Here is an 18,719-nt window from a genome sequence, read left to right on the forward strand (position 1 = left end):
AAAGCGCGCAGGACGCCAAGGCCCATCGGAACAAGGTTCGCCACGCCATCTGTCTGCCTGAATTGGCAATCCGCTCGTGGCAACGAGCTCAAGTGTGAACGCGGCGAAGACAGGAGCACCGCAGCGACTCAGCTTTCTGTCTTAGATCTTCAACACTGCACCCTTGAATTGGTCTTTGAAGTCCTCGGGCGACCACTTTTCCGAATGGAGGCTGCGTTGCGGGACGTCGAGGGGTGCGGCTTCAGACGGGCACGAAGCCCAACGATGGCCGCTGATGCGGCGGCAAGGTGAAGAAGTCGGCCTACGCACAGGTCACTCTTGCAGGCCTAACGTGCGGCGCCACTGTCGGAGAAATGAATGACTTCGGAAACCAACGCCCGTTTCCGTCGGGCTCTGAACGCACGCGCTCCTGGGACCTCGGGCCTGCTGTACATCGCGACAGCACTCGTTGCGCTCGTCGGGCTGGCGCTCGCCATCGGCGGGGGCTGGCTCGTGGCGGTAGGCGGCTCATGGTTCTACATAGCGTCCGGCGGCGGACTCCTGCTTTCGGCTGCGCTGCTGTCGCGCGGTGGCGGAGCCGGGCTGTGGGTGTATGCACTGGTGGTGGCCGCCACGCTGGGCTGGTCACTGTGGGAGGTTGGACTCGACTGGTGGCCCATGGCGGCGCGCGGCGACGTCTTCTTCGTGCTCGGAGTGATCCTTCTCACGCCCTGGGTCGAACGCGCGCTGGCTCGACGCAACCCCGCTGGCCTGTCCAAAGGGCGAGCGGGGCTTGGCGTGGCGCTCGGCTTGTTTCTGATAGCGGCCGTGGCATCTTGGACGCGCGAACCGCAACGCATCGAGGGCAGCATTCCCGCCGTCGACGCCGCGGCAGCCGCACCGGCAGCCGCGACAATCGACGCGGTGCCGCCTGCCAAGGAAGACTGGCCAGCCTATGGCGCAACCGGCGCGGGCCAGCGTTATTCGGCCCTCGGACAGATCACGCCGGAAAATGCCAGCCAACTCGAGGAAGCTTGGCACTTCCGTACCGGCGACGTTCGTGGTCAACCGGGCGACCCGGAGGAAACCACATTTGAGGTGACGCCATTGAAAATCGGCGATCGCCTTTTCCTCTGCACGCCGCACCAATCGGTTTTGGCGCTGGACGCCACCACGGGCCGCCAAGTCTGGCGCTACACGCCGCAGGTTGAACGCGCACTCGCATTGCAACACCTGACCTGCCGTGGTCTCTCGTACCAGGCCGCACCCGCCGTCGCAGGGCCTGCGGCAAATGCGGCACCGGTGCGTCCTGCCGCACCTGCGAGCGCAAGCGTTTGCGCCGCCAAGCTCTTCATGCCCACGGCCGACGGGCGCGTGCTGGCGCTGAACCCCGACAACGGCCAGCCGTGCACGGACTTCGGCGGCGGAACCGGCCAAATCAATCTATGGCAAAACATGCCAAACGTGAAGCCCGGGGCCTACTACTCGACCTCGCCGGTGGTCGTCACCCGCTCGCTGATCGTGGTCGGCGGCACGGTTCTCGACAATGTTTCCACGAAGGAGACATCGGGCGTGATCCGCGCATTCGACATCAACACTGGCGCGCTTGTATGGAATTGGGATTCGGGCAATCCGGAGGACACGGCTCCGCTTGGGCCGGGGCGCACCTACACCTCCAACTCCCCCAACAGCTGGTCTATCGCCAGCGTGGATGAAAGCCTCGGCATGGTGTACATGCCGATGGGCAACCAGCCACCCGACCAGTGGGGCGGCAAACGCACCCAAGGTGCCGAGCGATTCTCGTCATCGGTGGTTGCGCTCGAGCTCGCGACCGGTCGCGTGCGCTGGCATTTCCAAACGGTCCACCATGACCTCTGGGACTACGACGTCCCCTCGCAGCCGAGCCTGATCGATCTCCAGGTGGGGGGCGAGTTGGTACCGGCGCTCGTGCAGCCCACAAAGCAGGGCGAAATCTTCGTGCTCGACAGACGCACCGGCAAGCCCGTTCTGCCCGTCACAGAACATCCGGCGCCGCAGGGCGCCGCGAGCGGCGACTACACGTCTCCGACCCAGCCTGTCTCGGCCCTGTCTTTCGACCCTCCCGCACTCACGCCGGCGCGCATGTGGGGTGCGACCATTTTCGACCAACTGGGTTGCCGTATTGCATTCCACCGCCTGCGCTACGAGGGCCGTTTCACACCGCCCTCACTCAAGGGCTCTCTGATCTACCCGGGCAACTTTGGCGTTTTCAACTGGGGAAGCATCGCCGTCGATCCGGGCAGGCAGATCGCCTTTGTCACGCCCGCCTCGCTCGCCTTCGTGTCGCGGCTCGTGCCGCGTGCCGATGACACCTCGCTCTACGTGCAGGGCGGGGCGCGCCCCCACGACAGCCTGCCCGCACTCAACGAGAACTTTGGCGCTCCTTACGCCGTGAAGCTCAGCGCCTTCACTTCGCCGCTGGGCCTGCCCTGCCAAGCGCCACCGTGGGGCCATGTGGCCGCGGTAGATCTGCGCAGCGGCAAGGTGTTTTGGAAGCACAAGAACGGCACCGTGCGCGACAGCTCGCCGGTGCCCCTGCCCTTTGCCATGGGCGTTCCGAATCTCGGCGGCCCGATCATGACTGCTGGCGGCGTGGCCTTTCTATCGGGCACGCTCGATTACTATGTGCGCGGCTACGACGTGAGCAGCGGCGCGGAAATCTGGCGCCGCCGCCTTCCCGCCGGCGGCCAGGCCACGCCAATGACTTACCTGGGCGCGGACGGTCGCCAGTACGTCCTGGTGGTCGCCGGAGGCCACGGCTCTCTAGGGACGCGCACGGGCGACCACATCATTGCCTATGCGCTGCCGCGCCGATAGGCACATCCAGACAGCGCTCCCGCACGGGTTTGCAAGATTTTCGCCATGGGCCCGAGCGCTTCGATGCGATTCGCCTTGGCCTTGCACCAACGCACACGCTACCCGAAAAGTGGGCATAAAGCTGGGCTCCGGTCCACGCGTGTTCGAGCACCATCAGGCAAAGCACTTGAAATCGCGGGTGCAACGCCGTCCGCAAAACATCGTCGCGCTCCGGCGCAAGGCGTTTCCGTTGGCATTTCGAGAGCGGCGAACTTGGGGCCGCTGGACTTCGAGAGTCCTGGACATGTTGCTGCGTGCAGCCGTGCTGGCTCGCACGGTTGCCTGCATCGGCGGCGACTCGCAGACGTGACGTCGGATAGCTCTGTTCTTCCGGCATAGATCCTGGGTCCCCGATATTGCGCAACTGCGGTATCTGTTCTCTCCCTCTGTCGAGGACCTGCGGCCCGCCGTTCATGTGCGACGGGCAACAGCCTGTGGCGGCTGCTCAGCCGCAGGAGCACGCGCAACGCCCTTGCCCAAAGGGTAAGGGGTTCGAGGGTCATGAAGCTGCGCCGCGAGAATCCCGTGCAGCCATGGGGACGTGGCGGCCGTCTTTCGAACGAAGTGTTGATGGGTCCCACTCAGTTTTCACCATGCCGAACGCGCTTCAGCGCCGCGCCTTTCGATTTGACAGTCGTTCGTGCGTCCAGCGCATGGCTTGCTGTCGCCCCTGCTGCAGCGCTTCTGCGTGCGTGAGACAGGCCGCCGAGTGCGGCGGCAGTTCGCAGGGCACCGGCTGCAGCGGTCCGGACAGATAACTCACGTGAACGGCGTACACGTCGTCGTGCCCGCGCTGGGGCACGCACGCGAAGACGCACTCCCGGTACACGAAAATGGACTCGGCGTCGGGTGCTGCGAACGCCTCGGGGGGCTCGGCGGCATCGCAGTGCGCGGCGCTTCCTCGGCCTGGCGCACGAGCCAGCTCACGACACCGGCCACATAAACGTCGCGCGCTGACGCCTGGGTCAGCCGATGGTCTGCGCCAGCCAGCATCCATCGGGCAGAAGTGCGCGCTTGACGGAACGCCGCCTCGTAGTTGTCGATGACCGTGCGTGGAATGACCTCGTCCTGCTCTGACTCGATCAACAGTACGGGGCCGCGAAAACGACAGCAGCAGTCGAGCACGAGATTCTCGCCCGGCGCCAGCCGGTGTTGGCGCACCGCATCCACCGCGTCTTGATCAAGCAACTGCTTCGGCGTGCGCCACTCATCGTCCGGGTAAATCGCCGGGGATCGCAGCACCATGAAACCCACGGGCCGCAGCGACGTCAGCAGTGCCGCGGCGTAGCCGCCGTAGCTGAACCCGAGCACGCCCACCCGTGCCGGATCGACGCTGGCATGCGACACCAACTGGTCATAGTCCCCGAGCAGCTGTTGCATGCTGTCTTCACGGGTGGTCCGTGCCCGGATGTCGGCCGGCCAGGATTCATCGGGAAGACCGGCACGCAGGCATCGCCATCCCTGTGCGCTTAACAGTTCGTTCATCGCGTCGAACTGATCCTTGCCATCGTCGTCCCAGCCGGGGCAGACCAGCAGCGCTGGTGAGGCGCCTTGCCGGGCATACACACACGATCTCTCCGCATCCGTCACTTGGGGTTTTCCTCATTTCCGGATGCGAGCCTGAGCGTTGGCTTCGCCAGCCAAGTCGGACAACGCAGCTTCGCGTCGAAGGAATCAGCCGCTCGTGCCCATGCCGAATGCGACATGGCAATGTTCCGATGGCCAATGCGAGGTGTCTGACGCTGCGCCGCGCGGCTGTTTCACCAGGAGCCGCTTTCATAGCCAGGAGCTTGGATGAACACACCTGGATGGCGAACCACCAACTTGGATCCCCGCATCTCGACACCCATGGACCCAGGCGATGCTGGAGTGGGTGGGGAGCGGGGCGCTCGAATTCCTCACGCGGCTCGCGCGGCTGGCTGCCTGACGCTCGCCCGCGCCATCGGTTGGTGCTCGTCGTCAAGGCAGTGGCGCACATTGGAGCGTCGGCCGCGCGAGCGCGCCAGGATGGCGCAACGCCGGGGAGGCAGAGAGCGCGTGTGTGGCGCACGCCATGCACAGTCGTGCCAGATGCTGCTGGAGCCGCTCCACGGGTTGAGTGGAGGCGCATTGCTGCCTTAAGCGGACTGTGAACTATGGCGGCTGGGTGGGGATGCTCGGCGGCGGGGAAAAAGATTTGGACACGCCCGGACACGAGCGTTGCCTTTTCTTTAACTCGCCCATGCAGACCTGCAGAGTCGAACCTGCTTGCGCGCCTTCCGGGCTGCAGCAGAAGCTGCTTTCGATCGGGGTCATCGGATGTTGAGCGATCCGTCGAACCGGCGGCAGAAGCCCCGACCTGATGGCCACTCTGTGGCGAGGCAGCGCCGCCCCAAATCGAAGTTGGCTGCAGTGCACGGCGGTGGGAGGTGCGGACTGGCTGCGGGCGGCCAATAGGATGGGACGGGGTGTGATGAAGCGAGTGCTGTCGGCCTCACACCAGCCCCTGCGACAGTCCAGCGGTGGTTGCTGCGTTGCCGCACGCTGCCCACGCCTCAACATGATTCTCGCAGCAGAAGGCGCCGTGAAGTGAACAGGGGCTTGAATGCCGGTGGAGCATCGGTCGGCGCACCTTCGGGTGCACTCCGAAAATCGGCCATCGCGAGCGCCGGACATCCAAGCAAGGACCACTCTCGGACGACCCAACGCACCGCTTGTCGGACAAAGGCGGGCGCGCGGGTCGGTGGCGAGCGCCATCGGCAACACGCGGGCCCCTTCCGACAAAGCATCCGTGTCGCGCCAGCGCCTCGCATGCGCGGCGACTTGACTTCACAAACCTGAAGCCAATCTGAACGACCCCCCTCCATCCGATGTGATAACTTAGCCCTGAATTAGAAAGTACTAATCGGCTTTACAGCCGCTAGCCCGAATCAGTCCCCACGAACAGACCGATGCCACTGCGTTTTTTGATCGAATTAGGAAATCGGCCTTTGCCAACGGCGGTGACATGTCCGCGTCAGTTGAGACATGTCACGCTCCTGAAAGCCACGGGCCTTATCGAAGCCACTCTTGCAATATCTCACGCACAGCAGCGCTCCACCACAGCTGCCTTTGTCCGCGGCATCACAAGCGACGGCATACAGGAAATCATTGACGCCACAGGCCGGAGCCCGGCGTGCTTCAACTGGCACGAGAAGAACAATTTGGCGCTCGAATTCCTGCGATTCCTGGAACGGGTCGACTTCCCGGTGATCGTGAAGGAAAAGCAAGAATGCGACAGCGCAGCCATCTTGATAAACCAGCGCTTGATTCACGGCGCAGTGGATGATGTCGAAGACGGCGAGCATCGCGAGGCTGTTATCAGAGGCCTGACAGGCGTCGCAAGAGAATTCTTTTCGCGGCGCATTGAGGATGCAGCGACTGCGCCGCGAACCTGGCCCACCTCCGCGGACATGACCGTCGGCTGACCTGCCAGTGCCCGTTCGACCCTCCTCAGCTCCGCTGAGTCACGACCCCGACCTACACCGGGCGGCGACTGCATCGTCTATAAAGAAACCGCTCAGTCTCTATCGGAACGAATCCTCCGCATTGAGGTCATGTATGTTGCTTTCAGCAGTACTCATCGAAGACAGCCAGACCATCCGGGACAGTTTGATCCCGGCACTGCGTGATCTCGCAGAAATCGAGGTTATTGCCGTTGCGGAGACCGCCAGTCATGCGGTGGCCGCGCTCAGCCGCTCGTCCGACTCGTGGCAGCTTGCTGTGGTCGACCTCTTCTTGCGCGAAGGTTCGGGCCTTGACGTGCTGCGATCGATGCAGCACCGCTCGTCGCATCAACGCATGGTCGTTCTGACGAACTATCCGACCCCGGAGATGCGAGAACGCTCCGTGCGACTGGGCGCCGATGCAATATTCGATAAATCCACCGAACTTGAACTGTTCTTCGAGTGGTGCAATCAGCTTCACATGGTGCATCTCGCAAGCAACGTGGCTCCTCGCAAAAAGCAGCGGCCGACCATCACGCAAGCCGCTTTGCTGCCGCGAGTCACTGATGCGCCCGCCTCGCATCCTGCAGGTGCAAGCTGGCGACGTTGACGAGCGGCAGCCATTCGCGTCACCGGCGCGCGCACGCTTCCGGCTCAGCTTGACAGCCATGGAACAGACATGGAACAGACGTGATCACATCGATCCGGACGGACCCGGCGCGGGCGCTGGTCGCCGAAGGAGCGAGGCGGTCCCAGCCGTCGCTCGAGGCGTCGGGGGCGAACTGGATTTCACCGTCAGATCGAAGAGGTCCCGTCCCGTAGTGACCGCGGATCGATGCGCGACTTGACGCAGGCCCAGCCTGCCGTCATCTGCACCACCGCCACAAGAGTTCGCCTGTGGAATCGCATGGCTTACCTTCTCGACGAGTTTGGGCCCAACAACCGTTCGCGTCGGCGCCGCGCGGCGATGAATTCCCGCAGCTGTAAGGCGGCCAGCGCGATTCAGTGATTTCCCGTTGCAGGCGCGATGCAGCAGATCCGGAGGCATTCAGGACGATGGTCACCGCGCTGATCAATCCCCCAGACTTCAACTGAACCGGAGAGAGATCACTGCCACGCTCAGGTCGTGTGACCAGATCGCCGGCCTCTCGGCAAGCCTCGTCAAGTACCCAGCCACCGAACAGCGCGATCAGGCCGGTCTCCACGGTGAGTGGGATGAAGTCGATGGGCGATATCAGCCTTTGTCAAATGACGCCAACGTACCAGTGCCGACAGGTCGTGACCTGCCGGCACCACACACAGCCGCACGAGGGGCTGGTAGTGCACCTCGAATTCCCCTCTGCTCAGCGCCTGACGCCACGACAGCTTCAAGGCTTGACGCAACTAGAGTTGCACGTCCATGCCCTTGGCATACCTGCAACAGGTGCCCAAGTCCTGTCGCTTTCGCACGGTAGAGGGCCACGTCGGGACGCACTCTTCGAACATGCCAGCTCTATCCACCTGTCTCGCGATGAGCGATGCAGGGGCGCGCGGCTTTACGCGCTCCTTACCCGCTGAACGATTCCAGACACCCCCGCGTTTTTCAACACCCGGATGCGCCCGGAACCATTCGACCGGATTGAGCAAAAGCTCGCCGCGATTGCGGCCATGGCAGCGTAGGAGATCGCCGGATCGAGACGGCTGCGAAGCACAGCCGCGGCGACGCACGCCGCGTATGCCAAGGTTCGCGACGGTACCCGGCCTATGCGCCGGTGGAGCGGCGTAACCCTGTCGTCTGCACACGCGAGGAAGTAGCCACCCGTGAAAGACCCGACCACCATAGGCCAGGCACGGGTTCACTGGATCTTCTGCACGGACATCGGGTCGGGCAGTGGATGGCGTCCGACAAAATCTTTCGAACTCCCTGCGTAAACTGTTTAATGGCGCTTGAGCGCCTTGTAGGATGTCCACGCTCCGCCTGCGGCGACGGACAACGATGTTCATTCATCCGGATTTGACTCGCCGCCACAGCGCGGCCGCGATTCTGTTCCGAGCACTGTGGAGCGCGACGAGCCCTGTATTACCGATATGAACACGCAGGACTTCAACGAACTCTGCGCAGCAGAGCAAGCCGATTTCGGCCGAAAAATAGCCGCCAGACTGTCCGGCAGCAGCCAAGCGCTACCTGGCAGGATCAGCGATCGCCTACGCATTGCCCGCGCGCAAGCACTGGCGTCGCGCAAAAGAGTTGCTGCGTCGCAATGTTCATCATTCGAACCGGAGATCGTGCCGGAATACGACGGCCACAGACGCATGGCAGCAGAGCGGACGGCAGTGCTTGATCGCCTGTCGGCGGACCCTGTCATTTTCAGCCGCATGAAGGACTGAACGGCGATAGCCTTGCACTGGAGTCGAAGCATCCAGGCCGGACGCCCAAGCTTCACTTGGCTGGGCTGTATTTCAGAACCTCGCATGGGCCCGGAGGAGCGCGCCGTCCACCGAGTTTCGCCGCCCATTCGCCATCAGAATCCCACAACACAGGACGTCCGGGCAAGCCAGCCCGATCGCGAATTGCAGCGTCTCGGGGGTATCGATTTGTAGGCGAACGTCCCGTATTCCGACGAGGCAGGTTAATCCAGCTTGCGTTCGAGTACGGCCGACCCGATTATTCAACAGCTTTCAATCGCAATGAAAGGAACTGCGTTGCCCATGGACTTTCTTCGGCGCATTGAACATGCGTCCTTTCCGCTGATCATTCATGAAGAAAGGGACATTCAGTGTGCTGCCGTGTTACTTGCAGCCAATCTCGTTGAGGCGAATCTAGCTGAGCCGAACGACTCTTCCGCGCCGCTGAGCGTCATCCTCCGCATCACGCCTCTGGGACGTGCGCAGTTGAATCGCTCGCGCTTGCGAGACACCTCCGCTGCTGGAGCGGCTTCGGGATGAGAGCACGGTGTCGACGGCTAGTGTGCGAATGATGGGGCGATCGATCTGCCGACGAAACGGACCCGGTGGCACTTCTCGGCGCTTTGTGCGAGAGCTGATTCGGGCTGCGCCAGAGCAGCTGAACCCGGCGTCCCGGGCCAGCGCAGCTGCTACTTGGTGGTCGGCGGGCTCCCGTTGTTGCGCAACGGTGTGACGGCACCATCCGCGGGCACATTCCCTGGTCCCTGTTGGGGACTGCGAACGCCGTAGAAGAAGAGCGTAACGAAAACGACAACCGCGATGATTGCCAGCATGGTCGCCATCAAAAGGCGCCCGAGTCGACCGCCCTTTCCCACTCGCTCAGCTCGCTTTGCCTGATCTACCGGTCTTCCTTTCATGAGATCCTTTCGTGGTGTCGCCGGAAGGGCGTTCATATCGTCCCGTCTCCCGCAACCTTTGCCGTGCGCGCATCATCAAACAGGCTCTAAGGATGTAAGACTTCGAGCCACCGAGCTGACGCTTACTCAGTCGCTCTGCAGCCGGCGCCGTCACTCCTTACCTCCACCTGCCGCAGCGCTGAGAGGGGAGAAGGAGGCGTTGGGAGCCACGCCAAACGAGAGGCGCCAACGAGCGGGCAGCTGAGGAGTTGACATTGGGCTCCGTCGAAAAGCCGAAGGATCGCGCCTCCAATGGACAACGTCCGACATGCGAGAACATCGTCCCCGCCTGGATGTTGCAAATCTTCGAAAAACGGTATGTCTACGCCAACAGAACCCGTCGAATGCCGCGCGAGCGTGCGTCCGTCTACGCCAATGATCACTTCAAGTGCGCAGACCGAAGCTCCGCTTCACTTCTCATGCGATGGGCAAGATTGCACGCAAGGCGGGATCTAATGCATCGAGCCGAATAACCGCTGTCGGTAGAACAGGTTGCAATCCATCTCACTGGAAATATTTTTCCATGGATGAGTTGCTTTTTGGATCGCCAACCGCGCCGACTCTCCGGCCCCGGTCCAGAATGAGCGAATGGCCAAGATCACTGAATTGGATGTCGCGTCGCTCGCGGCTTACGCGTCGGCGCTCAGAGGGCGTGCATTGCTCGGCGACCGAGACGCGCGCGCCATCGCGAACCAGTTGGATGCCGAGCTGAGCCGCAGGCTGGGCGAAGCGGTGATGCCGCCGCTCGTGCCGGGAGAGCCGAAAGCCATGCGATCGGGCCCGCGCCGTGGCTGGACGCGCTGGTGGACCGCGCCACCATCTCAATAGCTGTCCTACATCCACAATCTTCCAGGCACGCGTGGGCTTTTCCGGTCGCGCTGGCTAAGCGCATTGGTGTGTCAAGTGCGGCGGCACAGCCCACAGGGGATCCAAGAGGTGCTGCGGCGATCTTGCCAGTCTCCCCCACGAGCGACAGCAAAGCCAGCACACGAATCCCTCAGGCAAGTCGACGGCGCCCCGGGCGATGCGAAGCCGCAAGCGATGACCGCTCCAATACCGGATCGCCTGGCAGCACAAGCGCCCGACGAAGCCGCTGCGCGAATATCGCGATCGGTGACGATCCTTCACCGCTGTCAGACGATGAAGCTGCGACGCGCGCCTCAGATAAACGCCACCAGCAGCTATTCCTGCGCCTGAGTCGATGGCAGCATCGGCCCCTTTCTTGGAAAAGCGAGCGGTCCCGTCCTACATCGGAGTCGGAGTGCATGTTCGATATCAAAACCTGTAGACCTTCAGTCGACTTGGAAAGGATGAACATGAGTACCCCCTCAGTTAAAGGCAGCGGCGACGGCACTCGGCCGACCACGAGTGGTGGTGTGGACAACATCGGCGCAGGCGAAAGCTTCACCTCCACCAAGAATGCGGCCGGTGAAGACGTTGCGGGGCCCGCGCCCGAAGAGAGAATGCAAGGCAAGCGTATCGATGTGGAATCATCGAGGCACGACGATTCGGCCGCCTACAACCTCCGCGAGGACCTTACGCCAGCTTCCAATCGAGAGAATCCCAGCCGATGATTGCGTTCGTTCAGCTTCCTCGATGGCCGGATTCATACGTCCATGTTCTAGGCGCCCATGCTCGCTTGTTTTGAAGCCCCGCCAGGGTGAGCGGCGAGCTGTTGTTCCAGACGCACGGTGACAAAATCCGGATTTTTCAGGGATCCACTAGATTTCGGACTCGTTGTGGCCTGGGCATAACCCGCTCCTTGAAGTCGGCAATGCTCGGGCCCTCGTGGGCGCCGCTGCAGGCGTAGTGTCGCTGGCGCCCCGCAGTGCCTGCGACACGGTGAGGGGCTTTTTCCAAGCCGTAGTTCGAGACATCCCCCTTTCTGTTTGTCGCGAAGAGCGGCCCCAGCAACCGCGTCGGCAAGCGGTTCGTGGACTATTTGCACAACGGCCATGGAGTGACTACTGCGGCTGCATTCTCGGCGCGCGCCTGACCATGTCTTGGCGTCTCAATCCCGGTGAGTTGGGACGACGTGGCCGACCTCGAGAGCGGTGCGCAGCGGGACGTACGCACGACACGTGAGCACCTGTCCTTCCAGGCTGCTGACCCTCAAGGCGCCCATTCGAAAACTCGTCAGCCGGGAACAAAAGCCATGTGCGCCTCGGCTTCAGGAAATAAGGTTGGCGCCAAGTACGCAGGCGCAGGTTCGCCGAAGGGAAACGCCGCGGAAGAAAATTAGGATGACTGCTGCGGAGACCGAGTTAGCGTCCGGGGCGCCGATGCGCGCGGGGAACCAGAAACCGGTCAACCTGTTCTGGGTCTAAAACGCGCCGCCGGCGGCGAGACTGTGGCCATCCTGCCCTCGCAGCAAGAGGATTTAAGCGCCCTTCAAAAGGTGCAACTTGCGCAGCCGTTTTCCCAATCCGAAACCCTATAGGAACAGAACCCGGAGGCGGCACCAGCGCTGGACCCGCACGTCCTGATCGATGAGACGGCGCATGCGCGCGCGCACTTGGATCCAGATTTCATGCCGCTCGAATCCGGGCGGTCCGAATCCACTGTCCAGGTTATTGCAGACGGCGTCCGCTTCTGCCCTGGCGACCGCTCTGATTCAATTCCGCCGCGCTTTGGCGCTGGAAGGTCTCGGCAGCGCGTACCAAGGTCGGCCGCCTGTGTTCACAGGCGCCACTGGCAATTTCGTTCGGGCGCGCTTCCCCGGCGCTGTCTTTGGCACTCCCATTGAGTCGGAGGCTCTCAAGTATCTCGAGCATTGAATTGCTGCGCCAACGCCAGCGACCGGAAGGTCTCACCACTGCTGTTCCCCTGTGCGTCGAGGCAGGGCTGTCCGAGAGCTGCCATGCGAGCAGTCAGCCGGACCGTCTGGACGCGCCTGACACGAGCGAAACATTCTGTCCCGTTCCTCTTCACCCTCCGGCGCGGGAGCGCCGTCGGCGCGCTACCCGCCTGCGCGAGAGCGGCGGCGCATCCACAGAGCCACGGCCTCAAGCTCGTCAGCGGTGAACCTGCCGGCAAGCTCGCGGGCGGCGTGCTCGAGCTCCGGCAACGACACCAGGTCCGCGTACATCGCCCGTCGAAGGTTCTCGAAGTCGCGCGCGTCAAGGCTGATCAGCGTGTTCGCGCCGCTAGGCCCCAAAGCTGCCAGCCTGACACGCGCCCGCTCCTCTATCACATCGACGTTTTCCGCATAGATGTTGACGAGGCTTTCGCCCGCGGCCGACCGAAAACACCTCTCCAATGCGCGCCGGCTGATCCGGGCCCGCGTGCGCTGACGACCACTCTTGAAGAAGAAATAAAGCCAGTCATCGCTGTCCGCGGTGTAAGTTGTTTCTTCTCTCATGAAGGGTTGGATCGATCGTGTTTCAGCTGCAGGGCTCATGGCAGCGCCGAGATCGCCAGGCTACCCATCTGTCCTCGCACTGGAGTGGCCGCCCAGCGTCGCGCTCTGACGTCGACGCATGGTGGAATCCCAAGGGGACGCCCCGGTTGTACTGGCGGACGCGCGCTCGGGCTGGGAACCAGCATGCGCGTCGGATGTAACCGTACCCAGCGTACGCACAAGCGCCTGTCAGCGGATGCGCCGCGAAACCCTAGTTGTTCATTTCGAGACGCACAGGCCAACCCGGACGAAACTGGTGACGATCCGAATGGCTTTCCTGCCGACTTCGGAAGCGAAGAAGCCCTGCGGCAGAGCCGCGGCACCGAATTGGTTGAGCCGTCGTATGTTTCTTGCGCGAAAGGCCCAGGCTGCGTGCGCCGGCTACAGCGCAGACGTCCATCGAGTTTGCGCAGGCCCCGCGGCGCTTGTTGCGGTGACTCACCGAAGCCTGCTATCGGTCGATTCTGTTCAAAGATTCAGGTTCGCCCATTGTGCTCGTGGAATGAGTTTGCGCATCCGTGCAAACGTGCCCAGGAGAGCGCCAGTGGTCTGTCAATAAAATTGGCCACGGGCCGAGTTTCGCTGCTGCGCTCCAGTACATTGGCTTTCCGTTGGCAAGAAGTATTCGAGCGAATGAGTCGCCGATCACGCGAAGCGGCCACCCTCCAAACGGCGCTGCCAAGCTAAACGAACGGTCAGCTCTCGCAGAAACTCAGGCGAATCTCCAAGTCCGCTTTGGGAGCGCCTATGCAGGCACGCGGCTTACTTGAGCTGGTGCACCGAGCCGCTCTCTCGCTCATGCCGGCAGCAGGCCGGAGACGCGGTAAGTCGCGAGCAATTCATCAAAGAGCGCGATGTCCGACCGGCTGCGAGCGATCAACTGAGCGCCGGCAACGGCGGCAAAGATGGCGCGGGCGCGCTGATGGGCCGTGGCAGGGCTATCTGAACTCGAAGCCACGAGGACCTTTTCGAGCCAGGCGACATTGATGTCGGCGAAGACCTGAACCTCGGTCTTGACGGCGTCGGGCAGGCCCTCGGATTCCGCGCCCATGAAGCTGCCCAGACACAGCCGGTTCTGGTCTTCGAGCGATTTGCGAAAGATACGGGGATATTCGTGCAGCGCGCGCTGCGGCTGCGGGCTTTCGGCCAGCAACGCTTCAAGCGCTTGGGCGGTGTCCTCCCAATAGCGCCTGGCCACCGCCGCGCCGAGGTCGGCCTTGCTGGGAAAGTGGTAATGCACGCTCGAACTCTTGACCCCGACGGCGGCTGCCAGATCGCGAAAGTTCAGGCCGTTGTAGCCGTGCGACTGGGCGGCCTTGCGGGCCGCTTCGAGCAGGGCTTCACGCACGTTCAAGTTCATCGGGTGCCTAGGTCTCTTTCTTGCCGCGGCGGGATCGCCTCGCAGAACCCCGATTTTAGGCCCCTGTTGCCTCCTCTATCAACTGGTAGATAGTTCTTGACGCGCAGCGAAATGCCGCCGTATGATTTGTCTACCATTTGATAGATAGGCAACTGATGACCAACCGACTTTTCAACTTCGACGCCACGACGCTGGCGGCCCTGATCCGCCAACGCGAGGTTTCACCGGTGGAAGTGATGCAGGCGCATCTCGAGCGCATCGCCGCTGTAGACCCGCAGGTCAACGCCATCGTGACCATCGCCGAGGACGCCATGGGGTCGGCGCGCGCGGCCGAAGCGGCCGTGATGGCCGGTGCCGAACTGGGGCCGCTGCACGGCGTCCCGTTCACGGCCAAGGACTCCATCGATACCGCCGGTGTCGCCACCCAGCGCGGCTCGCCCATCTTCCGGGGCCGCATTCCCGAAGCCGACGCGGTCAGCGTGGCTCGAATGAAGCAGGCCGGTGCCATCCTGCTGGCCAAGACCAACCTGCCCGAGTTCTCCTACTGGATCGAGAGCGACAACCTGCTGAGCGGCCGGTCCAACAACCCATGGGATCTCTCGCGCACACCCGGAGGATCCAGCGGCGGCGAATCCGCGGCCATTGCCGCGGGCATGTCACCCCTGGGGCTGGGCACCGACCTGGCCATCTCCGTACGCGGGCCCGCGGCCCAGACAGGCATCGTGTCGCTCAAGGCAACCCATGGCCGTGTGCCGATGACGGGCATCTGGCCGCGCGCACCGCGCCGCTTCTGGCATGTCGGCCCGATGGCGCGCAGCATTCGCGACCTGGCGCTGGCCTTCTCGCAATTGGCCGGGCCTGACGGGCAGGACGCGTTCTCATCCAACCTGCCGTCCTTAGAAGCCAACGCAGAAGGCGTATCCGGTCGCCCTCTGCGCGTGGGCTGGATGGTCGGTCCCGGTTTCGGTCCGGTCGACCCTGAAGTCGTGGCGACCGTGGTCGCGGCCGCCGACGCACTTCGCGGCCTCGGCATTCATGTGGAGCCGGTCGGCATCCCGGCGCTGGAGCGGGACTTTGCTCTGGACGTTTTCAATCGCCTGCATGTGATGGAGATGAAACCCGCCTTCGCCGAGGCGACGGCGGGTCGCCGACCTGACGAACTCTACAAAATGGCGAAGACCATGCTTGGCCTGCCGGACACGTCGATGGCCGACTACATCGAGGCCGAACAAGCGGCTGAACGCCTGCGCGACGGCTACGCCGGATATTTCAAACGCTTCGATGTACTGCTCACCCATGTGTTGCCGATTCCCGCGCACAAGCATGGCGTGGGCGAGTTCGTCATCGAGGGGCAGAAGGTCGACGCCACCTACCTGCAGGGCGCGACTGTTCCTCTCAACGTCACCGGCCTGCCCGGCATCTCGATGCGCTTCGGCACCAGCCGGGAGGGCATGCCGATCAACGTCCAGTTGGTGGGTAGTTGGTTGGCTGAATCGACCATCCTGCATGTCGCGTCGCTGCTCGAGAGCGTGAGCGCGGTGCGTGAGCTGCGCCCGTCTCTCTAAACCCCACGTCAACTCCAAGTTCAGCAGTGAAGCCTTCTGACCGTTGATGTCCTGTCGGCGACGCCATCGGGGGCGCCGCCGCGGCTGTCATTGGCGAAAAATGAAAAGCAGGGGCGCGGAAGCGCCCCGATGGCCTCGCTCAGACGGGGCTGCAAAGCAGCTGGCTGCAACCAGGCAGCGACGAGGTACGCGCAAAGAGGATCAGCTTGTGCAGCGAACGGTCCCGGGCCTCGCAGAGCACCTCGGCATCGGCGCCCCGGAACCGACGCAGCGCCTCCAGCACGCGCAGCCCGCGCGCGGTGAGTGCATGGCAAGCGCCAAGGAAGGTGGAGGAACAGATGGTGGGCATGAACGCGTTCATGACGAACTCCTGGGCATGACACAGGCGGGTTGCCTGCAAGACCCCGCCACCGCGTTGCAGTGCAGCGCTCCAGGCCGCCGCAGGCGCGCGGCACGCGTCGAGCACGCGCCAGCGCGGGTGGGGTCTTGAATGCGAGAACTGCGGGGTAGCCTCAGGGCTCATAGGCAAGCTTCGCAGGTAGCAAGGGAGCGCTTGGCCTTCACAAGCCAACTGGCCCAAAGTAGAAATTCATTGTCATACCGAGGGAGAGCGAGGGTCGTGCCGGCCGACCCCGTTTGTAGTCGTCGAGCCAGAACCGGGCGTATGCAGCGAGGGACGCATACCGCGGTCCATCGCAGCCAAGACCGCGTCGCGAGTATTCCAACGTTGCCCAAGGCATCGATCGCGACGCCAGACGAACTCGCCGGCTACGACGCCATTGTCTTCGGCGCACCCACCCGCTTCGGCAACGTGAGTTCGTAGATGCTCACATTCGTCGACCAAACGGGCGCGCTCTGGATGAAAGGCAGTCCCCGCGAGAGTGACTTCGAAAATGGAATCATCGACGCTTTCTACCAGGGCGTGAAGCATCGCCCAGACAGCACCTTCGGCACCTTGAACGACGATGTGCTTGCGTTAAAGGAAGCGCAGTTCCATCGGACAGACATGTGCAGCGTCATCCTGAATTCAAGATGGGCAAACCGCCGCATCGAGTCGGCTTGTATGTTGCCTCACGAGGGCTTAGGAAGTTGCAGTCAGGGCTGAGGACATTGACGCACGACGACGATGGTCGCATCAAGAGGGACAACAAGCGATAAGCGCAGGATCCCCGGTCGCTCTGACCGATCACGGCTGCGCCATCTTCCCACCGGCTCGCTGCTACAACCCCGCCCGCGGTACGCTTCAACGGGGGCACGACACGCGAACCACTGCCAGCTTGAGACCCAACATCCCGAAGATCCGGTTCATCGTTTGAACGGTACCGGCGCTTCGTCCCTGCTCGATGTCCTGGATCGTCTTCGACGACACGCCTGCCAGGGCCGCCATCTCGTCGCTGGTCAAGCGCATCTTTTTTCTGAGATGGCGAACGCACTCCTGGAGGGTCCAATCGGGATTCGAGACGACATCATCAACGGCCTGGCGCCGCAAGGCCAGTTGCTCGTCCAATGGAAGGGGGTAATGGCGTTTGTCCATGGCAACCCGATCGCGGCTCAGCGCGTCGCCCTTCGTCTCGCACCTGTTTTGAGCCGCCCATCCCGCTCGTCGATCCTCCCGAGAAAGCACAACCGAACGTCCACCCTGGTGCCCAACGCTTCGCCCAGCCGCGCCTTCGGCCCCTCGGTAGATTTCATCGTCTGCGGTGTTCGGAAGCTCGTCATGGGCCAGCGGGCCCGTCGGCAGCACCGCGAGCCAGTGTGCCGGCGCGACTGAACGCGCCCTCAGCGGCGCACGCCGCGCGCATGCAATGAAGGACGAAAAAGAAATTGAGCATCATGGCGGACTCTACCCAAGACAACCCGGGCAGGTCAGCGAAACGTATGAGAACTTCCGAATGTCGCGGGTGTAAACGCGACGGCCCTCTTCGGCGTCTTGTACGCAGCCGTATTCGAACCGCCACAAAAAATGCCCAGCCGCTGAAACGGCCCGCGATCCCGGCGGCCGCGGCCCTGGGCTCGTCAGGTTCCCGATGTCGAAGTCACGCGACAGGGAGCGCCATACACGGCGGACCACATTTTCTGAATTAGGTCACCCGAGCGGTCCCCGGAAAAAGAGCCTCCATGTCTGAAGCGAATCCCGTCATTGTGCTCCCGAATGCCACCGAATCCAGTCTCCAGATCCTGCAGGCCCGCGCTCCACGAGCAGGCCTTCTCGTGCCGCAAGCATGTTTGTGGCACGAGCAAATCGCCTTCGTGGAAGGCGCGGTTGACCTCCTGACTCACGCTCGCACCATGGGAAAGCAAACGAATGAAGTTGTTTCCCCTCGCGTTGCCGGTGATCGAGGACCCATACGGTCCTGGCCGCTATCGCTGCCTTTGGCGCGAGACCAGGAGACGCGAGGTCGAACAATTCTGAGACTTCTTTGCCTCAAGCGACGAATTCGCTCCGCACTCGCTGCGTTCGAGGATGGCGCCCGCGCTGGCGAATCGAGATGTCCGCTGAAAATGAAGAAGCAGGTCCCGTCAGGGACGCCTGGGTCATTCCGCCGTGACCTGTCCGGCATATTTGATGGGTGCTTGACTTGGTCAACCGCGCTCACCTTGCGGTCAGCTGTTTTCCCGTCAGCGTGGACCAACATCTCCGCAAGTCAATAGAACTTGCGAGGACCTGGGGATGGAAGCTCTCTCACCACCCGAAACCGTCGAGGGACGTCCCCG

15 protein-coding genes and 1 pseudogene are annotated in these 18,719 nt (G+C 62.9%); 11 read left to right on the forward strand and 5 right to left on the reverse strand.

Annotated features, from left to right (window positions below):
* Nucleotides 1-357 precede the first annotated feature (357 nt).
* Nucleotides 358-2,835 carry a membrane-bound PQQ-dependent dehydrogenase, glucose/quinate/shikimate family gene (locus BM013_RS29160; RefSeq protein ID WP_093131592.1) on the forward strand — a complete coding sequence of 826 codons (2,478 nt, stop codon included), beginning with the start codon at nt 358-360 and terminating at the stop codon, nt 2,833-2,835.
* Between the two features lie 798 nt (nt 2,836-3,633).
* Here BM013_RS29160 and BM013_RS29165 read toward each other — a convergent pair.
* Nucleotides 3,634-4,440: an alpha/beta hydrolase family protein gene (locus tag BM013_RS29165; RefSeq protein ID WP_143098394.1), complete on the reverse strand. Its 807-nt coding sequence runs from the start codon at nt 4,438-4,440 to the stop codon at nt 3,634-3,636.
* Nucleotides 4,441-5,804: 1,364 nt separating this feature from the next.
* On the opposite strand from BM013_RS29165, the gene BM013_RS29170 reads away from it, so the two are divergent.
* From BM013_RS29170 to BM013_RS42245, 7 genes are all read left to right on the forward strand, one after another.
* Complete coding sequence (locus BM013_RS29170) at nt 5,805-6,320, forward strand: hypothetical protein (protein ID WP_143098395.1); 516 nt, start codon at nt 5,805-5,807, stop codon at nt 6,318-6,320.
* Nucleotides 6,321-6,453: 133 nt separating this feature from the next.
* Nucleotides 6,454-6,948 carry a response regulator transcription factor gene (locus tag BM013_RS29175; protein ID WP_093131598.1) on the forward strand — a complete coding sequence of 165 codons (495 nt, stop codon included), beginning with the start codon at nt 6,454-6,456 and terminating at the stop codon, nt 6,946-6,948.
* 1,457 nt (nt 6,949-8,405) lie between these two features.
* Nucleotides 8,406-8,705: a DUF3619 family protein gene (locus BM013_RS29180; RefSeq protein WP_093131600.1), complete on the forward strand. Its 300-nt coding sequence runs from the start codon at nt 8,406-8,408 to the stop codon at nt 8,703-8,705.
* Nucleotides 8,706-9,026: 321 nt separating this feature from the next.
* Nucleotides 9,027-9,263, forward strand: a complete 237-nt coding sequence (locus tag BM013_RS29185) for a hypothetical protein (protein ID WP_256221748.1) — start codon at nt 9,027-9,029, stop codon at nt 9,261-9,263.
* A 1,004-nt stretch (nt 9,264-10,267) separates the two neighbouring features.
* Nucleotides 10,268-10,507 carry a hypothetical protein gene (locus tag BM013_RS29195; RefSeq protein WP_093131606.1) on the forward strand — a complete coding sequence of 80 codons (240 nt, stop codon included), beginning with the start codon at nt 10,268-10,270 and terminating at the stop codon, nt 10,505-10,507.
* A 437-nt stretch (nt 10,508-10,944) separates the two neighbouring features.
* Nucleotides 10,945-11,253: a hypothetical protein gene (locus tag BM013_RS29200; protein ID WP_256221749.1), complete on the forward strand. Its 309-nt coding sequence runs from the start codon at nt 10,945-10,947 to the stop codon at nt 11,251-11,253.
* Nucleotides 11,254-11,564: 311 nt separating this feature from the next.
* The gene (locus BM013_RS42245) at nt 11,565-11,675 is read left to right on the forward strand and encodes a non-homologous end-joining DNA ligase LigD (RefSeq protein ID WP_371281154.1); all 111 of its coding nucleotides are present in this window, start codon (nt 11,565-11,567) and stop codon (nt 11,673-11,675) included.
* A gap of 963 nt (nt 11,676-12,638) precedes the next feature.
* Here BM013_RS42245 and BM013_RS29205 read toward each other — a convergent pair.
* Complete coding sequence (locus BM013_RS29205; protein ID WP_093131608.1) at nt 12,639-13,040, reverse strand: hypothetical protein; 402 nt, start codon at nt 13,038-13,040, stop codon at nt 12,639-12,641.
* 835 nt (nt 13,041-13,875) lie between these two features.
* Complete coding sequence (locus BM013_RS29210; protein ID WP_093131609.1) at nt 13,876-14,439, reverse strand: TetR/AcrR family transcriptional regulator; 564 nt, start codon at nt 14,437-14,439, stop codon at nt 13,876-13,878.
* Nucleotides 14,440-14,594: 155 nt separating this feature from the next.
* Here BM013_RS29210 and BM013_RS29215 point away from each other — a divergent pair, with 155 nt between their 5' ends.
* Nucleotides 14,595-16,004, forward strand: coding sequence for an amidase (locus BM013_RS29215; protein ID WP_093131611.1), 1,410 nt, complete (start codon nt 14,595-14,597; stop codon nt 16,002-16,004).
* 139 nt (nt 16,005-16,143) lie between these two features.
* On the opposite strand, the gene BM013_RS29220 is transcribed toward BM013_RS29215, so the two are convergent.
* Nucleotides 16,144-16,365 (reverse strand): hypothetical protein, encoded by a 222-nt coding sequence (locus tag BM013_RS29220; protein ID WP_143098398.1) that lies wholly within the window; start codon nt 16,363-16,365, stop codon nt 16,144-16,146.
* 375 nt (nt 16,366-16,740) lie between these two features.
* On the opposite strand from BM013_RS29220, the pseudogene BM013_RS41925 reads away from it, so the two are divergent.
* Together BM013_RS41925 and BM013_RS41385 are read left to right on the forward strand one after the other, a co-directional pair.
* A pseudogene (locus tag BM013_RS41925) lies at nt 16,741-16,824 on the forward strand (NAD(P)H:quinone oxidoreductase); the annotation flags it as partial.
* A 3-nt stretch (nt 16,825-16,827) separates the two neighbouring features.
* Complete coding sequence (locus BM013_RS41385) at nt 16,828-17,109, forward strand: hypothetical protein (RefSeq protein ID WP_177225607.1); 282 nt, start codon at nt 16,828-16,830, stop codon at nt 17,107-17,109.
* A gap of 138 nt (nt 17,110-17,247) precedes the next feature.
* Here the strand turns inward: BM013_RS41385 and BM013_RS29230 are convergent, their stop codons facing one another.
* Complete coding sequence (locus BM013_RS29230) at nt 17,248-17,538, reverse strand: helix-turn-helix domain-containing protein (protein ID WP_093131614.1); 291 nt, start codon at nt 17,536-17,538, stop codon at nt 17,248-17,250.
* Nucleotides 17,539-18,719: the final 1,181 nt, after the last annotated feature.

It is taken from the genome of Variovorax sp. OK605, from assembly GCF_900115445.1.
In the GTDB taxonomy this organism is placed as follows: Bacteria; Pseudomonadota; Gammaproteobacteria; order Burkholderiales; family Burkholderiaceae_C; genus Variovorax.